Source organism: Roseinatronobacter bogoriensis DSM 18756 (genome assembly GCF_004366635.1).
In the GTDB taxonomy this organism is placed as follows: domain Bacteria; phylum Pseudomonadota; class Alphaproteobacteria; order Rhodobacterales; family Rhodobacteraceae; genus Roseinatronobacter; species Roseinatronobacter bogoriensis.
This window is the reverse complement of the sequence record NZ_SORN01000004.1, coordinates 278,469-303,221: the sequence shown is the minus strand read 5'-3', so window position 1 is coordinate 303,221 and position 24,753 is coordinate 278,469. Positions and strand designations below refer to the sequence as shown.

The following is a 24,753-nucleotide window of genomic DNA, read 5'->3' as shown; positions in this document are numbered from 1 at the left end:
CTCTACCTTCCGAAACGATCTTTTGTTCCACAGGGGCGAGATAATTCCTGCACTGTGGGAACAGATCACCCTTTTGCTGGTTGCGTGGGCTTGGATTTCTTTTCGCAATCGGAGTCATTGATGTTTGAGTGGCAGCATAAAACACTTGAATCTGCCCTAACGCCCGTGCGCAAATGGGTCCCCGGCGTTGTTGTTCTGGGCTTGGCGGCAACCGCGCTTGAAGGGTTTGGCATTGCTATGCTTGCCCCGCTGATCAGCATTGCGACCGGGAATGGCGACACTGTTTCACTGCCCGGGCCGTTGGCATCCTTTGGCGACGGACTAAGCGCGGCAGATAAGGTTTTGTTGCTGGGCGGTGTGATCTTCTCCCTCATTATCGCGAAAAATATTGTCGCCTGGGCAAATGGCGCCCTGCAAGCCTGGATTTACGGGCGGGCGGCCCAGAACATCCGGGACGAGCTGTCCAACGCCTTCCTCAACAGTGACCCAAGATTTTGCTTGACGGCATCTTCCTCTCGCTTGCTGAACGTGGTGTCCAATGAAAGCTGGCGCGCCGCAGATGCCGTCGCTGCGCGGCTGGCGCTTTATGTGCATATGTCGGCAACCGCGATTCTTGCACTGTTCTTGCTGTATCTGTCACCCTGGCTGACATTGGTCGTGGCCGTTGGACTGTTGTTCATGCATCTGGTGCAAGAAGCGCTGACGGGCCATTTTGGCAAGCTGGGCCGCGATGTCACAAGCCTCAATCGTGGTCTTGCAGAGCGGATGCTGCATCTGATCGGCGCATGGCGGCTGATCCGCCTCTCGGCCACCGAAACAAACGAACAGCACCGCTTCTCGGATGCATCTGACAAAGTACGCCGTGCGGCACTGCGCCTGCATGTGCGCCAGTCCGCTGTAGGACCAATGATAGAGGTGGCCTATGCTGTGCTGTTTCTGGTTGTCCTCTGGGTCGCTTGGCGTCTGGGGATCACATTTGGCGAAGCGGCCGCTTTTACAATCCTGCTTTACCGGATGCAGCCACAGGTCCGCGGCATTCAGAACAAGCGGACAGAGCTGCGCGGTTGGCTTGGCTCTCTGGATGAGGTTGCATGGCTTCTTGATCAACCCGCGCGCAATGACAGCCGAAAAGAGCAGATGCTGTCCCCCAGCCTTCAGGACGGCATCCGCTTTGATAAAGTCAGCTTCAGCTATGCCCCGGGCCGCACAGCCGCGCTTGAGGATACAAGTTTCGATCTGCATTGGGGAGAGGTGGTTGCCATCATCGGGCGCTCCGGGTCAGGAAAATCTACTGCTGTCAACATGTTATGTGGGCTGATACGCCCCGACACCGGGAATATCCTGATCGGTACAACCCCGCTTTCCAAGATCAGCCCGGCAGCGTGGTTGCCACGAATTGCGGTCGCAAGCCCGGAACTAGAACTCTTCGATGGCACAGTGATCGAAAATATCATGTATGGCACCGATCAGGCCGATTTCGACAGCGTGAAGAAAGCGGCCGAACAGTCAGGGGCCGATGATTTCATTCGTGAACTGCCACAAGGCTATCAGACACGGGTCGGCAATCGTGGCACTGAACTTTCGGCGGGCCAACGGCAGCGCATCGCTCTGGCCCGGGCTGTTCTGCGTGATCCTGACATCCTTATTCTGGATGAAGCGACAAGCGCCATGGATATGGTTTCCGAATCCCATGCACTGGAAGTTCTGGATCGCAGACGCGGCAAAGGTATCAGCATTGTCGTGTCTCATCATCTGTCATCTATCCGTGCGTGTGACCGATTCCTGCTGTTCAAGGACGGGCAGTTGATTGAAAGCGGGCCAGCGGGAAAGATGGGCCCAAGCGAGATGAATCGCCTGCTCCATGCTGTCGGCTAAGCCAACCGGAGAAACGCCGCCCAGTGGGGCGGCGTTTTCCGTTCTGTCTGTTTTCAAGGGATTATCTGACAGAGGCAAAAATAGACCCCAAAAGAGGAAAATCTTTTGCGCAAAAAGGCAGATAATTGCCTGTCGGAACAGGTTACAGCCTCCCCCGGCATCAGCCGCATTTCGAGTGGCCGCAGGCCCGACAAGTCTTACATCCCTCGATCATTACCAATTCATATGCCCCACATGATGGGCACGCCCGGCCGCGCCGGGCGTCACCCATAGCTAGTTTCAAAGCTTCCGGGTCCGTCTTAAGGCCCAGCCCCTCGCCAGCGATGAAGCCGATACGAATAAGGTGCTGCTCAATCACGCCACCAATTGCGGCCAGTATTGACGGAATATAGCGACCTTCGACCCAGGCCCCACCGCGCGGGTCAAAGACCGCCTTCAGTTCTTCGACCACGAAAGACACATCCCCGCCGCGACGGAACACTGCTGAGATCATCCGCGTCAAAGCTACCGTCCAGGCAAAATGTTCCATATTCTTGGAGTTGATGAATATCTCAAACGGGCGGCGATGTCCGTTTATGACCGTATCATTGATGGTCACATAAATCGCATGTTCCGATCCGGGCCATTTCAACTTGTACGTATGGCCTTCCAACGCCTCGGGGCGGTCGAACGGAGTAGACAGATAGACGACATCGGCACCGCTGTCGCTTTGCGGCGCTGACTCACTTACGACGGGCACCGACAGAACAGACCCCGTCACATCATTGGGCCGGTAGGTCGTGCAGCCCTTGCACCCCATATCCCAGGCTGCCATGTACACGTCCTTGAACGCATCGAAGCTGATATCTTCGGGACAATTGATGGTTTTCGAGATGGAGCTGTCCACCCATTTTTGCGCAGCCGCCTGCATCCGGACATGATCAATCGGCGCCAATGTTTGCGCGTTCACAAAGTAATCCGGCAGCGGCGCATCGCCATGCAGGTCACGCCACAGGCGCACGGCATAATCCTCAACGGTTTCTTCGGTGCGCGACCCATCTTTCTGCAAGACCTTTCGCGTATATTCATACGCAAAAACAGGCTCTATCCCAGAACTGACATTGCCTGCATACAGGCTGATCGTGCCTGTCGGCGCGATCGAGGTCAAAAGCGCATTGCGGATACCATGAGCCTCGACCGCCGCGCGGATATCGGCATCCATCGCGCGCATATTCCCGGATGCAAGAAAGGCGTCCGCATCGAATAATGGGAACGCCCCCTTCTCGCGGGCCAGATCCACGCTTGCGAGATAGGACGCGCGTGCAATGGCCCGCATCCAGCTATCCATCTGCACCACCGCTGCATCAGACCCATAACGCAAACCCACCATTAAAAGCGCATCGGCAAGCCCGGTCACGCCCAGACCGATGCGACGCTTGGCGCGCGCCTCTTGTGCCTGTGCGTCCAGAGGAAAGCGGCTGACATCGACGACATTGTCCATCATCCGCACGGCGACCCGCACAAGATCTTCAAGCGCGCCCTGATCCAGTGCGGCAGCCTCCGTGAAAGGGTCCGTGACCAAGCGTGCCAGATTGACCGACCCCAGCAGACAGGCCCCATACGGTGGCAATGGCTGCTCACCACAGGGGTTGGTCGCGGCTATCGTCTCACAATAACTTAGATTATTTGCTGCATTGATCCGGTCGATGAAAATGACACCTGGTTCCGCATAATCATAGGTTGCGCGCATGATCTGGTTCCACAGATCGCGCGCCTGAAGGGTCCGGTAAACGCGCCCGTCAAACTCCAGCTCCCACGGACCATCTTCTTTCACCGCTTCCATGAAAGCGTCCGTCACAAGGACAGATAGGTTGAACATCCGCAGGCGCGCGGCATCCTGCTTGGCGGTAATGAAATCCTCGATATCAGGATGGTCGCACCGCATTGTCGCCATCATCGCGCCACGGCGCGAGCCGGCAGACATGATTGTACGACACATCGCATCCCAGACATCCATGAATGACAGCGGCCCCGAGGCGTCCGCCGAGACCCCTTTTACCGCTGCACCCTTTGGCCGGATGGTGCTGAAGTCATACCCGATCCCGCCCCCTTGCTGCATCGTCAGCGCGGCCTCTTTCAACATATCGAAGATGCCGCCCATGCTGTCGGGAATGGTGCCCATGACGAAGCAATTGAACAAGGTGACGGATCTTCCTGTGCCCGCACCAGCAATTATGCGTCCTGCAGGCAGAAACTTGAAATCCTCAAGCGCTGTATAGAAACGATCCTCCCAAAGGGCCGGATCTTGTTCGACCGAGGCCAGATCACGGGCGATTCTGCGCCATGTTTCTTCAACCGTTGCATCCAGCGCTGCGCCGCCCGCTTCCTTCAGACGATACTTCATATCCCATATCTGTTCAGCGATCGGGGCAGCAAAACGGGTCATGACGCGGCATCCTTTGCGGTCTTGTCGGGGAATGCTACAAGATAAGCGCCTGCTTGCGGCGGGTCAACGACTTTACCCCCCTTGCCGCCAGTGCCAGCCACGCTAGAAGAACCAACATGAGCAACACGATACATCTGATCAAACTCTGCGTCGGTGCCGAACAGGTCGAAGACCTGATTCAGTGGCAGAATTCTGCACGCGCCAAAGGCGCGGATGGCCTCCCGCGCCATGTTACCCGTATGCGCCCCAAGCGGGCCACCGAAATCCTTGACGGCGGGTCGCTCTATTGGGTGTTCAAAGGGGTGGTTCTGGCCCGTCAGCGCATTCTGCGTCTGGACGAGGTGACAGGGGCAGATGGTATCGCGCGCTGCGCCATCGTGCTGGACCCGGACATCATCCGCACAGCCGCTGCAACCAAAAGGCCATTTCAGGGCTGGCGATACCTCAAACCCGAAGATGCCCCGCCAGATTTGCCCAAGGCACGCGCAGGTGACGATAAATTACCGCCTGAACTGGACGCAGCACTCGCTGAACTTGGGTTGCAGTGAACGGGCATTTTCTTGCTTCAAATACTCATACCACGGTCGCCGTGAAAACGCCGGTTTGCAAATTATCCCAGACGTTGCATTACGGGAAAAGTCTCTAACAGCCACCACGAAAAAGCAGAGAACGCCCCGGTCAACAGTGCCACGCCGACGGCCAGCAGCATTATTCCCATGACTTTCTCGATCGCGGCCATATGGCGCTTTAGCCGCGTCATCAGCCCCATGGACCGCTGCACGAAGACCGCCGCCAGCAAGAAGGGCAGCCCCAGTCCCAGCGCATAGACCCCCAGCATCGCAGTGCCGCGACTGACGGTTGCATCTGTTGCGGCAAGCGTCAGAATCGCCCCAAGAACGGGGCCAATGCAGGGCGTCCAGCCGAATGCGAAGGCCAGCCCAAGGACATAAGCGCCGAAAGCAGACCCGCCCCGATCACCAGCATCAATGCGCGCTTCACGCATCAGAAAAGGAATGCGGAACACGCCCAGAAAATGCAGGCCAAAGACAATCACCACGCCGCCCGCGATCTGGCCGAATAGTTCAGCATTTCGCAAGAAAAGATGCCCCATCGTTGACGCCGTAAAGCCAAGCAACAGGAAAACAGTGGAAAGTCCCATGAAAAAGAACAGCGCAGGCAAGATCGCCCTGCGACTGGCGCGCCCCTCATCTGTCAATTCCTGCATCGAGATACCGCCCATATAGGCCAGATAGGGCGGAACAATGGGCAAGACGCAAGGTGACAGAAAGGACAGAATTCCGGCACCGAAAGCAATCATCAGCGCAACGAGCAGACCTGCGTCAAATACATCTATTCCAAACATGCGGCCGCCTTCTGATTTCTGCTATGCGGATAAATACGCGCCTTGGCAAAGGACGTCATCAGATGATCTGTCACTTTCCCGTGCCATGCGAAAACATGTCGCAATGAAAGTGATGGCGGGCCGATTGCACGGCCCGCCGCTCAGATTACCCACGCACGGACCACCAGCCCCTGCGTTTCTTTTCTGGTTTGGCGGGCGCCTCTTGCTCAGGGCGCTCTGCCTCCTGCGTTTCCGCTGCAGGCTCGCTCAATGGCTCAGGGGCCTCCTGTGCGCTGGTCGTGTCCGGCACTGCGGCGACAGTTCCTTTGTCCGCATCATCGACAGCAGTTGGTGCCAGACTGTCTGCTGGCACTGCGTCTGCATCCGATAAGTCCGGCGCTGTTTCCTGCGCAGCCGCAGACACAGCTTGCGCGGCGGGCTGATCAGCCGCGCTGATTTCCGGCGCGATTTCCGGTGCCGCGTCAACAGGTGTCGCGGGTTCAGATGCCTCGGCTTCAGGTACGGCTGTCGCCTCTGCTTTTCCATCTTTCTTCTTGGCAGCAGGCTTGCGGCGCGTCCGCTTGGGCTTGGCAGGCGGTGCCTCGGTTTCAGCCTCGGGCGCAGCGGCAGCAATCACGTCTTCTGCGGCTGCTGGTGTTGCGCCCTCGGTCCCCTCCTGATCTACAGGCTCCGCCTTAACCGCGGCCTTTTTGGACCGGCTGCGCGTGGCGCGCTTTGGCTTGGCAGACGGGGTTTCTGCAGCTTCGACCTCTGCCTTATCACTGGACTGATCCTCGGCCGCTGCTGGCGCAGTTTCTGCTTCAGATGTGGAGTCCGCGCTATCAGCATCGCTGGAGGCGTCCTGCCCGCCATCTGCGTCATCCGCGCCGTTCTGGCCACCACCGCGCCGACGCCGCCGACGCCGACGCTTCTTGCGCGGTTGGTTATCCGCTTCAGCAGTGTCTTCAGCCCGGCTGTCGGCGCCTTTTTCCTCGACCTGATCCTCTTCTTCTTCAAGCTCTGGCATCAGTGTCGTGTTAATCGAAACGACATCGGCCTGCGGCGTCGGCACGCGTGTCGCTGTCTTGAATTTCTCGATCTCGAAATCAGGGCTGATCATATGCGGATCGGCTTCCAGCCGAACGGCCATTCCGTAGCGTGCCTCGATCTGTGCCAGATGCTCGCGCTTGAAATTGATGATGAAATTCACCACCGCCGCAGGCGCGCGCACCAGTACTTCGCGCGACCGGCCACGTGTGCCCTCTTCCTCAATCTGGCGCAGAACCGTCAGGCCCATGCTGTCATCAGACCGGATCAACCCGGTGCCGTGGCAATGCGGGCAAGGCTGCGTTGTGGCTTCCAACATGCCGGGGCGCAGACGCTGGCGGGACATTTCCAGCAAGCCAAAGCCGGAAATGCGGCCCACCTGAATGCGCGCACGGTCATGCTTGAGCTTGTCCTTGAGCATCTTTTCGACAGCTGCGTTATTCTTGCGCTCTTCCATGTCGATGAAGTCAATGACGATCAGCCCTGCCAGATCGCGCAGGCGCAACTGGCGCGCAATCTCGGCTGCGGCTTCCATATTGGTCTTGAGCGCCGTCTCCTCGATCGAGCCTTCGCGGGTGGCACGACCGGAGTTGATGTCGATCGCGACCAACGCCTCAGTGATTCCGATCACGATATAGCCGCCCGAGGGAAGCTGCACTGTCGGGTTGAACATGGCCGCAAGATAGCTTTCAACCTGATAGCGCGCGAAAAGCGGCATCTGGTCCTGATACAGCTTCACGTTCTTGGCATGGGACGGCATGATCATTTTCATGAAGTCTTTGGCCACGCGGTAGCCTGCCTCGCCCTCGACCAGAACCTCATCGATATTCTTGTTATACAGATCGCGGATCGTGCGCTTGATCAGGTCACCTTCCGCATAGATCGGGGTTGGCGCGATGGATTTCAGCGTCAGATCGCGGATCTGTTCCCACAGGCGCAGCAGGTATTCATAATCGCGCTTGATCTCGGCCTTGGTGCGGTTTGCGCCTGCGGTCCGAATGATCAGCCCTGCCCCTTCAGGCACAAGGATTTCATTTGCAATGGCCTTCAGCTTCTGGCGGTCAGCGGCATTTGTGATCTTGCGACTGATCCCGCCGCCGCGCGCCGTGTTGGGCATCAGAACGCAATAGCGACCTGCCAGTGACAGATAAGTTGTCAGCGCGGCCCCCTTGTTGCCGCGTTCTTCCTTGACCACCTGCACCAGCATGATCTGGCGCACCTTGATAACTTCCTGAATCTTATAGCGGCGCATGCGCGGCTTGCGGCGGGGGCGTACCTCTTCCGTAACATCCCCGTCCGAGATCGCTTCGATCCGGTCATCTATCTCTGTCGCATGATCAGCGGCGCGATACGGCTCTTCCTGATCTGCCTCAGGCTGTTTCGCCTCTGTATCTGCCTTGTCAGTCGGCTCGGATTCTGGTGCGGCGACCTCCTGCTCAGCTTCGGGTGTTGGCGCCGCATCATTCCCGTCGTCAAGCAAGGCGTCTTCGTCGCCTTCCAGATCAACGATATCCATACCGGATACTTCGCGTGTTTCCACCTGATCGGCCGCCTTCGCACGCTCTGCCTTCGCGCCCGAATTGCGCCTGTTTGAACTGCGCTGTACGCCCCTGCGCCCCTTTGGTGCGGCGTCGGAGTTGTCCTCCTCCTCCGCATCATCTGCGAGTGCGCGCTCTTCTTCCAGAAGTGCAGCACGATCGGCAGCGGGGATCTGGTAATAATCGGGGTGGATTTCGTTGAAGGCAAGAAACCCGTGGCGATTGCCGCCGTAATCCACGAAGGCCGCTTGCAGCGAGGGTTCAACCCGCGTTACTTTGGCAAGGTAGATATTGCCTGCAAGCTGTCGCCTGCTGGCGGTTTCGAAATCAAATTCCTCGACCTTGGTTCCATCGACCACCACAACGCGGGTTTCTTCCGCGTGGGTGGCATCTATCAGCATTTTCTGAGCCATGTATGTCCAATGCGCGCCTGCTTTCATGCTGCGCGCCATTCCCATGCCTTCTGGCAAGAGTTGGCAGCGCAAGACGTGTAGCGGCGTGACTTGTCTGTGCGGGGAGCAGCATGTGCCGCGCTTTAGCCGCAAGTGCGCCCACAAGGTTTGACCTTGGCGGGGCGACGGGCAATATGCGTGCGACAGCTGTCATCGCGTTTCCTGTTTCGCCGCATCATTGCGGCCTGGTTTCTGTCCAGTTCGGCAGCCTTGAGCGACCACGCGAACCACTGTGCCTTTCGGCCGATCCATCTGCATGAGGGCGATGCGGTACATAACCGGCGCGCCAGTCTGCCCATGCAGCGAAATTCGTTCGGATATGCCCTGATGTTCAGGATACATCTTTACATGTTCACAATAGGGGGGAATGGCAGGCAAATACAATGAGATTTTGCATCACCCTGCCCTTCTGCACGTTTTTCACACCATGAATGATGATTGTGGCCCAATTCGGGGCCGCACAAGCCGGCTGGTGTTCCCATCTGACAAAGGGTCCCGCGCTCTATGTCATGCCTTTGCGAGGGGCGGCTGTGCGGGGCAAAGGGGACATAGCGAGGCCGGGTGCAAAGCCGCGCAGCGTCGGGCCGCGGTGCGGCGATCCAAGGTCTACTCTGTAGCGCTTTATGCTGGCCAAGTCCGCGTAAGATCAGATCGTTGCACTGGGGGCGGCCCAATCGCCGTGCCGTGGGTACGGCCCTTTGAGTCGCGGCGGCCTTCGACCTTGACTCCGCGCCACTGAATGTCCGCAACGCCCTCGATGTTGTCTACAGGGATCTTGCCTCCGACGGCAAACACTAGACATAGTCTGATCTGACCAGACCATATTTTGCCATCTTCTCGTTCAAGGTACGACGCGGCAGGCGCAATTCCTCCATGACAAGGGTGATCGACCCCTTGTGGCGACGCATGGTGTTGTCAATCAACATCCGCTCGAATGCTTCGACATGATCCTTGAGCGGCTTGCCCTCGGTCGTCATCATTTCGGCGGTGGCTTCGTTGTCAGCCATGATCAACGACATCAGGCCCGCCTCTTCGCGGCGGCTTTGCAGCACGGCACGTTCGGCGATGTTGACCAGTTGGCGCACATTTCCCGGCCAGGGCGCCTGAAGCAATTGTGCGGCTTCGGGCATCGACAATTCCGGCACGCTACAGCCGTATTCTTCGGCGAAGCGGTCCAGATAGGTATTGAACAAAGACAAGATATCTTCACCCCGCATCCGCAAAGGGGGCAATGTGATCTTATGCGCGGACAGTCGGTAGAACAGATCCGGGCGCAAGGCGTCTTCGATTGTCTGATCGGCGCGATGGGCATTGCAGACCGCCACAATACGCGTTTCAGGCGGCGTGCCCAGATCGTTGATCAGCCCCAGCAATCGCGCCTGCATCGGCTCTGACAAGCTTTCGATATCTTCCAGAACAAGCGTACCGCCACGCCCCTCTTCCACAAGGGGCTTGCCCGCCCCCTCTTCCGAGGGGCCAAACAGGCGCGCGGTCAACACATCATCAGACAGGCCCGCACAACTGATACTGACCAGCTTGCGCGATGCGCGCGGTCCGACCGCATGCAGCGCATGGGCCACAAGGGTCTTGCCGGTTCCGGTTTCGCCATCGACCAACACATGACCATCGGCCTGCCCGATATCCAGAATATCTTCGCGCAGGCGTTGCATCACCTCAGACGCGCCGACAAGGCGGCGCATGATTGTCGTGCCATCCGACAATTCCGTACGCAGAGCGCGTGCCTCCAGCGCAAGGCTGCGTTTCTTGACGGCTTTCTCGGCAAGGGCCATCATCTTTTCCGGGTTGAAAGGCTTTTCCAGAAAATCAAACGCGCCAAGGCGCATGGCCTCAACCGCGATCGGCACATCGCCGTGACCTGTGATCATAATAACAGGGATCGTGCTGTCCAGCGCAACGAGGCGCTTCAATAGCCCCATGCCATCTAGATTGGGCATCCGGATATCGGTTATGACCACTCCGGGAAAATCCGGGCCAATGGCGGCCAGTGCTTCTTGCCCATCGGCATAGGTCTCGGTCGTGAAACCCGAAAGCGCCAGCCACTGGCTGATTGACTGGCGCATGTCCTGTTCATCATCGACTATCGCCACACGCATCTGACGGCTCATATCGGTCTTTCCTTATGTGGTATCGGGCCTAATGCACCCCTTGGTCCCTGATATGCAAGGCAAACTCAGGCACTTTGGCGTTATTCTGCCGCATCACGTTGAATCCCTTCGCGGGGAAACTCTACCTCAAATACTGCACCACCATCGGGGGCGTTGACCGCTGTCAGCCGCCCCCCGTGATCATTGACGATTCCTGATGAAATTGCCAGCCCCAGCCCGACGCCCATCCCTGCGGGCTTGGTGGTGTAGAATGGCTCGAACAGGCTGTCGATATCCTTGATCCCTTCGCCATTGTCGCGCACGGTCAGTTTTGCCGTCTCGCCCTGACTGATGATGATGTCGATCTGCGGGCTGTTGACCCCGCGCGTTGCGTCCACAGCGTTGCGCACAAGGTTCAGTATCACCTGCTCGACCCTGACAGTATCGCCGCGGATCATGACAGGATCTGGCGGAACAGTGCGCACCACCAATACGCGGCTGTCACGCAACATCGGCTCCATCATGGTCAGGGCATCGGCCAGACAGGTGCGCAGGTCGATCGGGGCAAATGCCTCTCCCCCCTTGCGGGCAAAGGATTTCAGCGTGCGAGCGATCGCGCCCATCCGGTCGATCAGATCATCTATGCGCTGAAAAGAGGCCAGCGCCTCTTCCGAGCGCTTGCTTTTCAACAAAAGCCGCGCACCTGCAAGATAGGTCTTCATGGCCGCCAAGGGCTGATTCAATTCGTGACTCACCGAGGCCGACATCTCGCCCAGACTGGCCAGCTTTGACGATTGCGCCAAAGTCTGTTCCGCAACAGCCAGATCTTTCTGTACCCGTACGCGCGCAGCAATCTCGCGCTGAAGCCGCGCATTCAGGGCACGCAATTCTTCGGATTCCTGCTGAAAGACAGCAGATTGCGACCACGCGCGGCGGCTGACAATGTAAAACACAAATGCAAGCAGCAGTGCGAAGCCCGTCAAGAGTAGCGCCAGCGCCGCATTCACACTTTCGCGCACGGAATCGTAGCGGGTGAAACTGACCAGCCGCCAGCCGCGAAACGGAACCCGGATTTCCGATTGCAACACGGCCTCACCGCGCACAAAGGCATCTGGTGGGCTTTGCGCCCAATCCGCCGTGGCCCGCAATGCGCGCGCAATGGCCGAAGGGGCATCGCGCAGGGCCAATGCCTCTTCCAGGGAACGCCCCCGCCAGCGCGGTTCAGTTGCCAGAATGATCCGCCCGCTGGAATCCATCAATGCCACTGCATCCGCAAAGCCTGCCCAACTGCGCTCGAATTTGGTCAGGTCCGCGCCCACGATCACCACGCCAAGAACCTCTGACCCCTGACGCACGGAACGGGCAAAGGAAAACCCGAACCCCCCGCTTTCAAGTTCCTGCACCAGAAAGGCGGTATCGCTTGAGCGCCGCGCATCGACAAAGGCCGCATCGGAAGAGCGGCTTTTGCCCAGCTGGTTGCGATCGGTCGCGGCAACGACACGGCCAGTATTATCCAGCAATTCGATTGTTGCGGCACCGATTTCAGACTGAAGGTCAATCAAGCGCTGAGAGGTGGTCGAAAAGCTGGCCTCGCGCAGCGCTGAAATCAGATCCGGGTCGCGCGCCAGCAAAAGCGGCACAACCGAATTTCGCTGCAACTCGGACTGGATGTTGCCGGAATAGAGCACAAGCCGCAATTCGGCACGGTTTCGCGTGGACTCCGTGAAACTTTCGGACAGAAAGGCATTCAGAAACCAGGTACTGACAAGCGCCACTACGACCAGAACGCCCACCACCACGCGCCCCCACAGGGGCACACCCAGAATACTGGTGCGACGATTGTCAAGATCGGGCGGGCTAACCATATCGCGCAGGATACGGGCTTTGCTTTGCGCGCTCAAGCGCGGCGCAGCGCGGAGGCGTTTACGCGGGCGCAAAAGCGCCGATCAGCCCATCGAACAGGCCACGCCCGTCAGTGCTGCCATGAATGGACGCAAAAGCGCGTTCCGGATGCGGCATCATACCCAGCACACGCCTGTTTTCCGACACGATCCCGGCGATATCATTCACCGATCCGTTCGGGTTCTCGGTGTAGCGAAACGCCACGCGCCCTTCTGCTTCGAGTTGCGCAACCGTCTCTGCGCTTGCAGTATAATTTCCGTCATGATGCGCAACAGGCAGCGTGATGACGCTTCCCTGCTCATAGGCAGAGGTAAACGGCGTCTGCGTGGTTTCGACCCGCAAGCCCACAGGTTTGCAGATATACTTCAACTGTGCATTGCGCAGCAGCGCGCCGGGCAACAGGCCCATCTCCAGAAGCACCTGAAACCCATTGCAAATGCCCAGAACATGGCCGCCGCGTTCGGCAAATCCGGTTACTGCTTGCGCAATCGGGGACCTTGCAGCAATGGCACCGCATCGCAGATAATCGCCAAAGCTGAACCCGCCGGGGATGCCCACGATGTCAAGACCATCAGGCAGGCGTGTTTCCTTGTGCCAGACGCGGCTCACCTGCGCGCCAGCCTGCTCAAAGGCGACAGCAAGATCACGGTCACAGTTCGACCCGGGAAAGGTAATGACAGCGGCTTTCATTTCGCGGTGCTCCGACAGTGCGCGTTTTTCTGCCCTTTAGCGCGATTACCCACCCGGCGCAAAGAGAAAGCGGTCCCTTCAGCCAAGGAAATCCGCGATCACCGCAACGCCCGGGGCCATTGGGCCATCAAACGCAGCCAGTTCAGCACCCGCCTGCGACAAGCCAACCTCGCGCGCGATCATCGGGGTGAAATCCACCAGCCCGCCAGCGATCATCCCTAGAAGCGAGGGGTATTTATGTGCAGGCATGCCGCGTGTGCCATAAACTGCCAGATTCTTCTGATAGACTGCGCTCATGTCGATTTCCATGCGCGCCGTATGGCCAACAGGCATACCCACCTGCACATGCCGACCCAAGGGCCGCAAACACAGCAGCGACGCATTTGTTGTCTGCGCAATACCCAGCGCCTCGACCGAGACATGCGCACCACCACCAGTAAGATCACGAATGGCCTGTGCCACATCGCCCTCTCGCGCATCAAGCGCCGCCTCTGCGCCAAGGGCGCGGGCATGCTCCAGCTTTTCGGGCACAATATCCACCGCGACAACCCGCGCCCCCAGCGCACGGCCCAGAATCAGCGTGGCCAGCCCAATGCCGCCAGTGCCGTGGACGGCCAGCCATTCCCCCGGGCGCAGCGCCGCGCGGTCGGTCAGCGCGTGAAACGCCGTTGTAACCCGGCATCCAAGCCCGGCGGCCAGAACTGGCGACATGCCGTCTGGCAGGCGCGCAAGGTTATGGGCATGGGGCACACCGATATATTCAGCAAATGCACCCGGTTCGACGAAGCCGGGCAGGCGCTGGTCAGGACAGGTATTCGACACTCCCGAACGGCAGGCCGGGCATGTGCCACAGGCCAGAATAAAGGGCGCAATCACCTTGTCACCCACCGCCCAGCCAGAGCGCGGCCCGGCCTCGACCACCTCGCCGCAATATTCATGGCCCGGAATCTGGCCAGGTTTGACGCGCGGGTGTTCACCGACCCAGCCATGCCAGTCAGACCGACAAATGCCACAGGCAAGGGTGCGCAGAACCACACCATCCTCTTCACAGACAGGGTCTGGAACCGCCTCTATGCTCAGATCCTTGCGATATTCGCGAAGCACGGCTGCGCGCATGGCGTCTCTCCCGGTCTGTTTTATCAAGCGCAAGCTGCCCGCTATCGCGGACAGCGTCAAGCGGTCAGACCTCAGGCACCATATGGCACCCAGATGGTCTTGATCTGGGTCGCCGCCAGCAGGAAATCACGCCCCTGCCCCAGCGGCTCTGTCACTTGCCACACAGGTTTGAGGTTGCCAGCCGATTCAGCTTCGACCAGCTTTGTCAGCGCGGGTTGCGCAGACCAGAGTGCCGCCACATCGTCATGCGCCGCAAGCGTTTGCGCCAGATCGGCCACCGGACCCGAGACAATGTTGATCACACCTGCAGGGATATCAGAGCAGGCAAAGACCTGCGCCAGTTCCAGTGTCGCAAGCGGGGCCGATTGCGACGGGATCGTAACCACTCGATTGCCCATCGCGATGCTTGGCAACACAAGAGACAAAAACCCGGTAAGCGGGGCTTCTTCGCCACAGATCAGCCCCATCACCCCAAAGGGTTCGTATTTGGCAAGGGTGATATGGGCGCTTTGCGTGTCATGCACGCTGGAATCGAATTTATCAGCCCATGCTGCATAATAGAAAGCCCGCGCGATACTGTCATCAATCTCGGCTTGAGAGGCGAAGGCGCGCAGGCTGACGGACCTTGCTGCAAGGTTTTCGCCCAGAAAGTATAGCACTTGAGCGCGCTGATGCCCGCTCATCGCGGTCCAGCCGGTGGCTTTATGCGCGGCCTCGACCGCGTTGCGAATGTCCTTGCGGCTACCCAAGGGCGCGTGGCCTTGCAACGCCCCGTCAACAATCACGGAATAGCTTTGTCCGCTATCGGCGCGCTTCTGCGCGCCCCCGATATACAGCTTATGGGTCCGGTCCAGCCCAGAGGTGGACGCCGATTGAGGCAGCGGCCCAAGCGCCCCCAGGGCTGGAGTGGAAGCCCCGGCGCGCGCAGGCCGAAGATAGGCCGCCATGCCCGCGCGCGCGCCTTCGCGCCCGAAGCCACTTTCCCGCATACCGCCAAATGGCGCGTTTGCGTCAAACAGATTTGTCGCGTTCACCCAGACCACACCCGCCCTGACGCGCGCAGCGATATCCATTGCCTGTGTCAGATTCTCGGACCAGATCGACGCTGCAAGCCCATAGCGGGTGTTATTGGCCAAATCGACCGCTTCATCCGGGGTTCGAAAGGTCATGACAACGGCGACCGGCCCAAATATTTCTTCGCTTACACAAGGGTTTGCGGGAGACACCTCAACCATCATCGTGGGCGGAAAGAAACATCCTTCAGGGGCGCTGCCTTGGTGAAGGACACCCCCTGCTGCCTGACCCTGCGCCACAAGATCGCGGATGCGCGCCAACTGGCGCGGATGAACGATGGCACCAATATCGGTGGATTTGTCCAGCGGCTCGCCCACGCGCAAGGCTTTCAGCCGCGTGCGCAGTCGCTCCGTGAAGCGATCGGCTACCGCCTCAGCCACCAGAATGCGCGACCCCGCGCAGCACACCTCGCCCTGATTGAACCAGATCGCGTCCACCACGCCTTCGACAGCAGCATCCAAATCTGCATCGGCAAAAACAACGAAGGGTGACTTGCCCCCCAATTCCAGCGTCAGCGCCTTGCCGCTACCGGCTGTCACACGCCGTATCTCGCGGCCCACATGTGTCGATCCGGTAAAGGCGATCTTGTCCACACCGTCATGCGCCACAAGCGCGGCCCCGGTCGTGCCGTCGCCCGTAACAATATTCACCACACCCGCAGGCAAGCCCGCCTCGATACAGATTTCGGCAAATAAAAGCGCGCTGAGTGGCGTATACTCGGCCGGCTTCAGCACCACAGTGTTGCCCGCCGCCAAAGCGGGCGCGATTTTCCACGCCAACATCAGCAGCGGAAAGTTCCAAGGGATGATCTGCCCGCACACGCCATGCGGCACCTGCCCTGCAAATTCCTCGGCCGCCAATTCAGCCCAGCCCGCGTGGTGATAGAAATGCCGGATTGCCAAAGGCACATCAATATCGCGCGCCTCGCGGATGGGTTTGCCGTTATCAAGACTTTCAAGAACCGCAAACAACCGCTCGCGCTTCTGGATCTGGCGCGCGATGGCGTAGAGATGGCGCGCGCGGGCATGGCCCGAAAGCCCCGACCAGGCGGGAAAGGCCGCACGCGCTGCATTTACAGCAGCATCCACATCCTGCGCGCTGCCTTGGGTGAGTTGCGCCAGCACGTCATCGCGTGCGGGATTGAGGCTGTCAAACAATGCCCCCGGTGCAGTAAACGCGCCGCCGATGAAATGGCCAAACGGGCCACGCGACAGCCAGTCGCGGGCGATCTTGTCATTTTCGAGAGCGGGGCCATACTCCATTGTCTCGAGTATCTCCGTGATAGTTGGCATGGAATTGTCCTCAGGCAAGGGCATGGCGGTGCTGCGCGGCATAACGCCCCGTCACATGATGCGAAAGCTGGCGCTCGATATCCGCCAGCATTGACGAGGCCCCAAGGCGAAACAGTTCCGGGCGCAGCCATGCGCGCCCCAATTCTTCGCGCATCAGCACTTGCCAGTTCAGCGCATCCTTGGCGGTTTTCATTCCGCCAGCCGGTTTGAACCCGACAATATGGCCACTCGCAGCCTGATAATCCCGGATCGCGCGGCACATGATCAGGCCGACAGGCAATGTTGCATTCACACCCTCCTTGCCGGTCGAGGTCTTAATGAAATCGGCCCCTGCCTGCATGGCAACCTGTGATGCGGCATAAACATTCGACAAGGTTACAAGATCGCCTGTCGCAAGAATGGCCTTGAGATGCGCTGCGCCACATGCCGCGCGCATGGCGGCAACTTCGTCATAGAGCGCGGCCCAGTCGCCACCCAGTACATGCGCGCGGGTGATCACGATGTCGATCTCTTGCGCGCCCTGATCGACAGCAAAACGGATTTCGGCCAGACGCAGATCAAGCGGCATCAGCCCGGCGGGAAAGCCTGTTGCGACCGAAGCCACCGGAATGCCAGACCCTTCGAGCGCCTTGACAGCAGGCGCGACCATTGTCGGATAGACGCACACAGCCCCTGTTTGCGGCATCGCGTTCAGCCCCAGACCCACGACGATTTCATCACTCAGTGGTCTGCGTGCCTTGGCACATAGCCGCCGCACCCGGTCGGGCGTGTCATCGCCCGCAAGGGTAGTCAGGTCCATGCAGGCAATGGCGTTCAGCAACCAAGCAGCCTGATACTGCCCCTTGAGCGCGCGTCGCGCGACCATGCTAGCCGCACGACGCTTGGCTGCGGGGGTGTTCACGGGCTTGAAGCTGTCACAATCAAGGGGCGTTCCGGGGGTTCGGGGGGGCATCATCAGGTCCATTTCTGGAAAAACTACGTGCACTATGCGCATGGCCTTTCGACGAGGCAATCCCTGTTTCAAAATCATGCCTGCTGAATCGCAAGATGATGTTGACGAAACTAATCAGGTATAATAACTGACAATATCAGTAGGAATTAAGCGGCGCGCCGCGAGAGGGAAGCGCATGAACGCAGTACCGAGATCTTGTTCCTGCACAGATCTGAAACCTGACCCAATGAGGGACATCATGAACTTTCTTCGAAATTCTGTCTTTGCACTTACGGCCCTGGCTGCAACGCCGACACTCGCTGATCTGACGCTGTACTCTGGCCGGGGCGAAACGCTGGTTGCGCCGATCATTGAACGGTTTACCGCGGAAACAGGAATCAATGTTGCGGTGCGCTATGGCGGCACCGCCGAGCTGACCATCTTGCTGCAAGAAGAAGGTGACCGCTCGCCTGCTGACCTGTTCTGGGCACAGGATGTCACGGCGCTCGGAATGGTTAAACCCATGTTTGCGCAGCTACCTGATGAAACGCTGGAAAAGGTCGATAGCGTGTATCGCGACGCAGATGGCCGTTGGATCGGCATCTCCGGGCGCTCCAGACTGGTGATCTATTCGCCCGAACGTCTGGCCGAAGATGACTTGCCCGCCACAATGGCGGCATTGACTGACGAACGCTTCCGCGGCCGCATGGCTTTGGCACCGACAAACGGATCTTTTGTTGCCCATGTTGCTGCCCTTCGAGAGGCGACAAGTGACGAATATGCATTGGAATGGCTGCAAGGTCTGGCCGCGAATGAGCCGGTTATCGTCAGAAACAATACCGCAGGCTATCAGGCAATCGCCGATGGCGAAGCTGATATCATGCTGACCAACAACTATTATCTTGGGCGTTTTCTGGCAGCAGATGCAGATTTCCCGGTCGCTCAAACAACTTTTGAGGCCGGTGATCTGGGCAATCTGATGATGGTTGCGGGCATCGGTGTTATAGATGAAAGTGCCAACAAGGAAGAGGCTGTTGCTTTTGTGAACTTCCTTCTGGGCCAGACGGCACAGCAGTATTTCACCGGTAATGTCTATGAATTCCCCGTAACAGGTGAAGGGATCGTCCCTGTTCAGGGCCGTGGGCTGACTTTTCAGGAAGCGACCGAAGCTGCACCAGAGTTTGACCTCAACCTGATCGTTGATATGGAAGGGACTCTGGAACTCATCCGCGAATCGGGGCTGATTTGACAACACTCGACCTTATACCGGGCCGCCGCATTCCGGCGGCCCGTGTGCTGTTTTCAGCACTTGGCCTCGGGATCGGGGCCTTGATGCTGATACCGATCTATTATCTGCTGTTGCGGGCCTTTCAGGCCGATTTGCCAACAGTTTGGGCCTTGCTGACGCGCCCGCGCACGGGACAGCTTCTGGTCAATACCTTCTTGCTAACCGCTTGCGTTCTGGCCCTGTGCACGGTGATTGCCCTGCCGCTGGCATGGCTGGTCAGCCGCACTGACCTGCCGGGTCGGCGGGTTATCAATGTGCTGGCGGTACTACCGCTTGCGGTACCGGGCTATGTGATGGCCTACGCCCTCATTGGATTGTCGGGCAATTACGGCTTTCTCAATCAGGTCTTCGGCGTGACCATACCGCGAATGCAAGGGTTGTGGGGGGCATCGCTTGCGCTGTCGCTCTATTGCTTTCCCTATCTTTACCTTAACCTGCGCGCCGCTTTTGCCGGGTTGGATCAGGGACTGGAAGAAAGCGCGCGTGCACTTGGCTGCGGCCCGAAAGAAGTGTTCGCCCGCGTCACCCTGCCCCATCTGTTGCCTGCCCTGATGGCGGGGTGGCTGGTGATCGGACTTTATGTGATTGGCGATTTCGGCGCAGTGGCCCTGATGCGCTATGAAGCGTTCTCTTTTGTGATCTACCAGCAATATACCGCTGCTTTTGACAGGCTATATGCATCATGGCTGGCACTGATCCTGATTGCGATTGCGCTGTCGGTTGTCTGGTGGGAAAGCCGCTTGCGCGAGGGCGCAAGCTATGCGCGCACCGGGTCTGGCAGTGGCACCGGATCGAAGCGGCTGAAACTTGGATGGGCTGGCAAGTTTGCGGGATGGAGTTTTTCAGGCGTTGTCGTGTTTGTTTCACTGGGCCTGCCGGTTGCCGTACTCAGCTTCTGGATGACGCGCTCAGCCATCGGGCCTGTCCTTCAGCCTTTGTTCAACAGCTTCATGCAGTCGCTTTCCGTTGCAGTACCATCGGCCCTATTGGCCGCCCTGATGGCACTGCCTGTCGCGGTGCTGGCGGTACGTTACCCCTCGCGGTTGTCAACGCTGATTAACCGACTGGCCTTTGTGGGCTATGCAATTCCGGCATTGGCCTTCGCTCTGGCATTCGTGTTCTTCTCGTTGCAGGGCGCAAGATGGTTGTATCAGACGCATTTGTTGCTGATCCTGGTCTATGCGCTCAGCTTTCTGGCGCTGGCGATCGGGCCGATCCGCTCGGCCTTTTATCAGACGCGGCCATCGATAGAGGAATCCGCCCGTTCGCTTGGGCATGGCCCGCTATCGGTGTTCTGGCGTGTCACGCTGCCTTCGATCAGACCAGGGGTCGTGGCGGGAATGGTGCTTGTGTTCGTGATCGCCATGAAGGAACTGCCCATCGCGTTTTTGCTGGCACCGACGGGGTTCAGACCCTTGTCAATCACGATGTTCTCGCGCACCTCTGAAGGGATGCTGGTCGAAGCCGCCCCTTATGCCGCAGCCATCATGGCATTCTCTGCCATTTTTGTTGGCTTCGTGTTGCGTCATGACAAAAAGGCAGGATAAATCACGATCATGAATGACATGACCACGCGCCCCAAGATCCTCAGCTTCAAGATGCCTGCCGATGCCTCGCCCCTTGGCTATCGAACTCGACCGACGAAAACCTTGCTAAGCGTCGAGAAACTGCGCAAGCAATTCACAACAGGCGACGTGGCGGCAGTAGAGCGTGTCAGCTTCGATCTTGGCGAAGGCGAGATGCTGGCCCTGCTTGGCCCATCGGGCTGCGGCAAGACGACGACCCTGCGCATGATTGGCGGGTTCGAGCCCCCCGATGAAGGGCGCATTGCCCTGAATGGCCGCGACATCACGCATCTGCCCCCCGAAGCCCGCGGGATCGGGTTCGTTTTTCAGGACTACGCCCTGTTTCCGCATCTGAGCGTACTCGACAATGTCAAATTCGGCCTACGCAAACTCAGCCGCGCGCAGGCAGAGGCGCGCGCCAAAGACATGTTGGCCCTTGTCGGGCTGGAATCACTTTGCACGCGCAAACCCCATGAATTGTCTGGCGGGCAGCAACAGCGTGTGGCACTGGCGCGGACTTTGGCCGTCGCGCCCCCGCTTGTCTTGCTGGATGAGCCGTTTTCAAACCTCGACGCCGCCATGCGCGTCGAGACCCGGCAAGAAGTTCGAAAACTGCTGAAATCAGCAGGATCAGCGGCGATCCTTGTCACCCATGATCAGGAAGAGGCGATGGCTGTCGCAGACCGGATTGCCGTGATGGAGAAAGGCCGCGTCATCCAGATCGGCACTCCAGACGAGATATATCGCAACCCCGTTTCAGCCTTTGTGGCCTCTTTTCTGGGCCGCTCGAACATTCTCAATGGCACGGCTTCAGGGATGGAGGTCAAGACCGAGTTTGGCACCCTGCCCCTCTCGCGTGCGGCGAATGGCGCGGTTTCCTTGTCTGTCAGGCCCGAACAGATCATGCTTGAAGCGGACCCCAATGGACCGGCCTGTGTGGTCGGGCGGGAATTTCGCGGGCATGACCAGCTATACTGGGTGCAAGAGGGTGAGCGCTGTATGCTCGTCATCTCTGGCGCGGGTGCGATGATTGATGTTGGCGCGCGGGTGCGGCTGCGCATTTGCGATTGCGTCGTGCCCCTCGCATAACAAGCGCGTTTATCGGCGCCACGGGCTTGGTTTGAAACGGCTTTTGCGCCCGGCCTTTGGAATATCTGACTTTACGAAACGATACTGCGCCTCTGCATGGGGTGGATGGCCTGCGCAGCGTTGCCAATAGGCGCGCCCGCCCATCCGAAACCACAGGGGCAGGCACAGGACCACCCCCGCGATAAACCCGCCTGCATGCGCCCAATATGCCACGCCGCCGGCATCGGCTGGCGTGCTTAGCCCGCCAAGAATCTGGAATACAAACCAGCTGCCCAGAACCAGCCATGCCGGCACCGGGATGATGCGGAAAATGATGATCAGGAACAAAAACATATCCACCCGCGCGCGGGGATAGAACAGGAAATACCCCCCCAGCACCCCGGCAATAGCCCCAGATGCACCAACCATCGGGATCATGGAGGTGGGCTCTGTCGCATATTGCAGCCCGGCCGCTGCCAGCCCGCATACAAGATAAAAGAGCAGGAACTTCCAGTGCCCCCAGACCTCTTCCATATTGTCGCCGAATATCCACAGGAACAGCATGTTTGCGCCCAGATGCAGCAAATCACCATGCAGAAACTGGTGCGAGATCAGCGTGGCATAGCCTTCGCCATATGTCAGGCGTGCGGGCAACATGCCCCATTCATGAAACAGCCGCATCAGGGCGTATTCATCTGAATACAAAGGGAAAAACAAAACAAAAACCACGACATTCGCCGCCAGAAGCGCATAGGTCACATATGGACGCTGGGCGGACGGGTTATGATCGCGGATCGGAATGAGCATAGAGGCGTGTGTTCCAAAAAGAAACGGCGCCCTGAAAAGCTTTCATGGGCGCCGTTGTCCAATTATTGATGCAGCGCAGGCAAATTTACTCGGCGGTGAGCAGTGGCGGCTTGTTGCCCGTGATCCGCTTGGCATCCGGGCCATCCATTGTCAGCTCTAATTCGCCATCGCGAACATGAACATGCACAACCCCGCCCTTGGCCAGCTTGCCAAATAGCAATTCTTCAGCCAGCGGCTTCTTGATGTACTCCTGAATCACACGGGCCAGAGGCCGCGCGCCCATCTTGTCATCATAGCCTTTCTCACCCAGCCATGCGGCCGCGTCCTCGCTCAGGTCGATGGTCACGTTGCGGTCCATCAACTGCGCTTCAAGTTGCAGAACGAACTTCTCGACCACACGCATGATCACCGAACGCGGCAATGGCGCAAAGCTAATCACAGCGTCCAGACGGTTGCGGAATTCAGGTGTAAATGTCCGCTCGATTGCAGCGGTATCTTCGCCTTCGCGCCGGTCACGGCCAAAGCCGATTGCCGCTTTGGCCTGCTCGGACGCGCCCGCATTCGAGGTCATGATCAGGATCACGTTGCGGAAATTCACCGTGCGGCCATTATGGTCGGTCAACTGGCCGTGATCCATCACCTGCAACAGGATGTTGTAGACATCAGGATGGGCTTTCTCCATCTCGTCCAGCAGCAAGACACAATGCGGGTGTTGGTCCACCCCATCGGTCAACAGCCCCCCCTGGTCGAACCCGACATAACCCGGAGGTGCCCCGATCAGGCGCGAAACAGCATGTTTCTCCATGTATTCGGACATGTCGAAACGCAGCAGCTCGACACCCAGAGTATCCGCCAGTTGCTTGGCAACCTCGGTCTTGCCGACCCCGGTTGGACCCGCGAACAGATAGTTGCCAATCGGTTTCTCAGGTTCGCGCAAGCCGGCACGCGCAAGCTTGATCGCAGAGGACAGCGCCTCGATCGCCTGATCCTGCCCAAAGACGACCCGTTTAAGGCCCGCTTCCAGATCGCGCAGCGTTTCCGAATCGTCTTTCGAGACACTTTTCGGCGGAATACGCGCGATTTTGGCGACAACCGCTTCAATCTCTTTCGGGCCAATCGTCTTGCGGCGCTTGGATTCGGCCACCAGATGCTGGGCAGCGCCCGCTTCGTCAATCACGTCGATTGCCTTGTCAGGCAATTTGCGATCATTGATATAGCGCGCGGACAGTTCCACCGCGATCTTGATCGCATCATTGGTATAGCGAATATCGTGGTGTTCCTCGAAATAGGGTTTCAAGCCCATGAGGATCTTGATCGAGTCCTCCACCGTTGGTTCGACCACGTCGATTTTCTGGAACCTGCGCGACAGGGCGCGGTCTTTTTCAAAATGCTGGCGGAATTCCTTGTATGTGGTAGAGCCCATGCACCGCAGCTTGCCCCCCTGCAAAGCAGGTTTCAGCAGGTTCGATGCATCCATCGCCCCGCCCGATGTAGCGCCAGCGCCGATCACCGTGTGAATTTCATCGATAAACAAAACGGCATCCGGGTGATCTTCCAGTTCTTGCACCACTGATTTCAGGCGCTCCTCAAAATCGCCCCGATACCGCGTCCCTGCCAGCAATGCGCCCATATCCAGCGAAAAGATTGTTGAATTCGCCAGAATGTCAGGGGTCTGACCCTCGACAATCTTCTTTGCCAGCCCCTCGGCAATCGCGGTCTTGCCGACGCCGGGGTCGCCCACCAGAAGCGGGTTATTCTTGCGCCTGCGGCACAAGACCTGAATGCAGCGCTCAACCTCTGAGGAGCGACCGATCAGCGGGTCCACTTCACCCTTGCGCGCCTTGGCATTGAGATCCACACAGTATTTACCCAGCGCGGTCTCTTTCGCCTTTTCATCAGTCTTGGCTTGCGCGGCCTCTTCTTCATCGGCCCCGGAAACCGGGCGGTTTTCGGAATATTGTGAATTCTTTGCGACGCCGTGGGCGATAAAATTAACCGCGTCATAGCGGGTCATGTCCTGCTCTTGCAGGAAATAGGCCGCGTTTGATTCGCGTTCCGCGAAAATAGCGACCAGAACGTTGGCGCCTGTTACCTCATTGCGTCCAGAACTCTGGACGTGAATGGCAGCGCGCTGGATGACCCGCTGGAATGCGGCTGTCGGAACCGCCTCTGATCCCTCGATATCTGTGACAAGCGATGCGAGTTCTTCTTCGACAAATTCTTGCAAAGTCTTGCG

The 24,753-nt window shown here is 58.6% G+C and carries 16 protein-coding genes; 5 read left to right on the top strand and 11 right to left on the bottom strand.

The features are described 5' to 3' along the window. The first annotated feature begins 120 nt into the window (after positions 1-120). Complete coding sequence (locus EV660_RS11620; protein WP_071482081.1) at positions 121-1,875, top strand: ABC transporter ATP-binding protein; 1,755 nt, start codon at positions 121-123, stop codon at positions 1,873-1,875. A 160-nt stretch (positions 1,876-2,035) separates the two neighbouring features. On the opposite strand, the gene EV660_RS11615 is transcribed toward EV660_RS11620, so the two are convergent. Next, the gene (locus tag EV660_RS11615; RefSeq protein WP_071480599.1) at positions 2,036-4,300 is read right to left on the bottom strand and encodes an adenosylcobalamin-dependent ribonucleoside-diphosphate reductase; all 2,265 of its coding nucleotides are present in this window, start codon (positions 4,298-4,300) and stop codon (positions 2,036-2,038) included. 116 nt (positions 4,301-4,416) lie between these two features. Here EV660_RS11615 and EV660_RS11610 point away from each other — a divergent pair, with 116 nt between their 5' ends. Further along, entirely contained in the window at positions 4,417-4,848 is a 432-nt protein-coding gene (locus tag EV660_RS11610; protein WP_071480598.1) for a DUF1489 family protein, read from the top strand. Between the two features lie 62 nt (positions 4,849-4,910). Here the strand turns inward: EV660_RS11610 and EV660_RS11605 are convergent, their stop codons facing one another. The 8 genes from EV660_RS11605 to deoC form a co-directional block, all read right to left on the bottom strand. Next, entirely contained in the window at positions 4,911-5,663 is a 753-nt protein-coding gene (locus EV660_RS11605) for a cytochrome c biogenesis CcdA family protein (RefSeq protein ID WP_071480597.1), read from the bottom strand. A 145-nt stretch (positions 5,664-5,808) separates the two neighbouring features. Continuing rightward, on the bottom strand, positions 5,809-8,640 hold the full coding sequence (locus EV660_RS11600; RefSeq protein WP_071482080.1) for an Rne/Rng family ribonuclease: 2,832 nt from the start codon (positions 8,638-8,640) through the stop codon (positions 5,809-5,811). A gap of 833 nt (positions 8,641-9,473) precedes the next feature. Next, positions 9,474-10,805 (bottom strand): sigma-54-dependent transcriptional regulator, encoded by a 1,332-nt coding sequence (locus tag EV660_RS11595; RefSeq protein WP_071480595.1) that lies wholly within the window; start codon positions 10,803-10,805, stop codon positions 9,474-9,476. Between the two features lie 80 nt (positions 10,806-10,885). Continuing rightward, positions 10,886-12,649, bottom strand: coding sequence for a sensor histidine kinase (locus EV660_RS11590; RefSeq protein WP_071482079.1), 1,764 nt, complete (start codon positions 12,647-12,649; stop codon positions 10,886-10,888). A gap of 58 nt (positions 12,650-12,707) precedes the next feature. Beyond that, positions 12,708-13,376 carry a phosphoribosylformylglycinamidine synthase subunit PurQ gene (purQ, locus tag EV660_RS11585; RefSeq protein ID WP_071480594.1) on the bottom strand — a complete coding sequence of 223 codons (669 nt, stop codon included), beginning with the start codon at positions 13,374-13,376 and terminating at the stop codon, positions 12,708-12,710. Between the two features lie 78 nt (positions 13,377-13,454). Further along, on the bottom strand, positions 13,455-14,492 hold the full coding sequence (locus EV660_RS11580) for a zinc-dependent alcohol dehydrogenase family protein (RefSeq protein WP_071480593.1): 1,038 nt from the start codon (positions 14,490-14,492) through the stop codon (positions 13,455-13,457). Between the two features lie 71 nt (positions 14,493-14,563). Beyond that, positions 14,564-16,858: an aldehyde dehydrogenase family protein gene (locus EV660_RS11575; protein ID WP_071482078.1), complete on the bottom strand. Its 2,295-nt coding sequence runs from the start codon at positions 16,856-16,858 to the stop codon at positions 14,564-14,566. A gap of 10 nt (positions 16,859-16,868) precedes the next feature. After that, positions 16,869-17,810: a deoxyribose-phosphate aldolase gene (deoC, locus tag EV660_RS11570; protein ID WP_071482077.1), complete on the bottom strand. Its 942-nt coding sequence runs from the start codon at positions 17,808-17,810 to the stop codon at positions 16,869-16,871. 238 nt (positions 17,811-18,048) lie between these two features. On the opposite strand from deoC, the gene EV660_RS11565 reads away from it, so the two are divergent. The 3 genes from EV660_RS11565 to EV660_RS11555 are packed head-to-tail and all read left to right on the top strand — an operon-like array spanning position 18,049 to position 21,731. Further along, a complete protein-coding gene (locus tag EV660_RS11565; RefSeq protein WP_071482076.1) occupies positions 18,049-19,038 on the top strand; it encodes an extracellular solute-binding protein in 990 nt (329 codons plus the stop codon). Further along, a complete protein-coding gene (locus EV660_RS11560; protein ID WP_071480592.1) occupies positions 19,035-20,624 on the top strand; it encodes an ABC transporter permease in 1,590 nt (529 codons plus the stop codon). Before EV660_RS11565 ends, EV660_RS11560 begins: the two co-directional genes overlap by 4 nt. Positions 20,625-20,633: 9 nt before the next feature. Further along, positions 20,634-21,731, top strand: a complete 1,098-nt coding sequence (locus tag EV660_RS11555; RefSeq protein WP_198510629.1) for an ABC transporter ATP-binding protein — start codon at positions 20,634-20,636, stop codon at positions 21,729-21,731. A gap of 9 nt (positions 21,732-21,740) precedes the next feature. Here the strand turns inward: EV660_RS11555 and EV660_RS11550 are convergent, their stop codons facing one another. Beyond that, positions 21,741-22,517 carry a rhomboid family intramembrane serine protease gene (locus EV660_RS11550; protein ID WP_071480591.1) on the bottom strand — a complete coding sequence of 259 codons (777 nt, stop codon included), beginning with the start codon at positions 22,515-22,517 and terminating at the stop codon, positions 21,741-21,743. Positions 22,518-22,602: 85 nt separating this feature from the next. Then, positions 22,603-24,753: ATP-dependent Clp protease ATP-binding subunit ClpA (gene clpA, locus EV660_RS11545; protein WP_134047590.1), on the bottom strand; the 2,151-nt coding region annotated here is incomplete at its 5' end.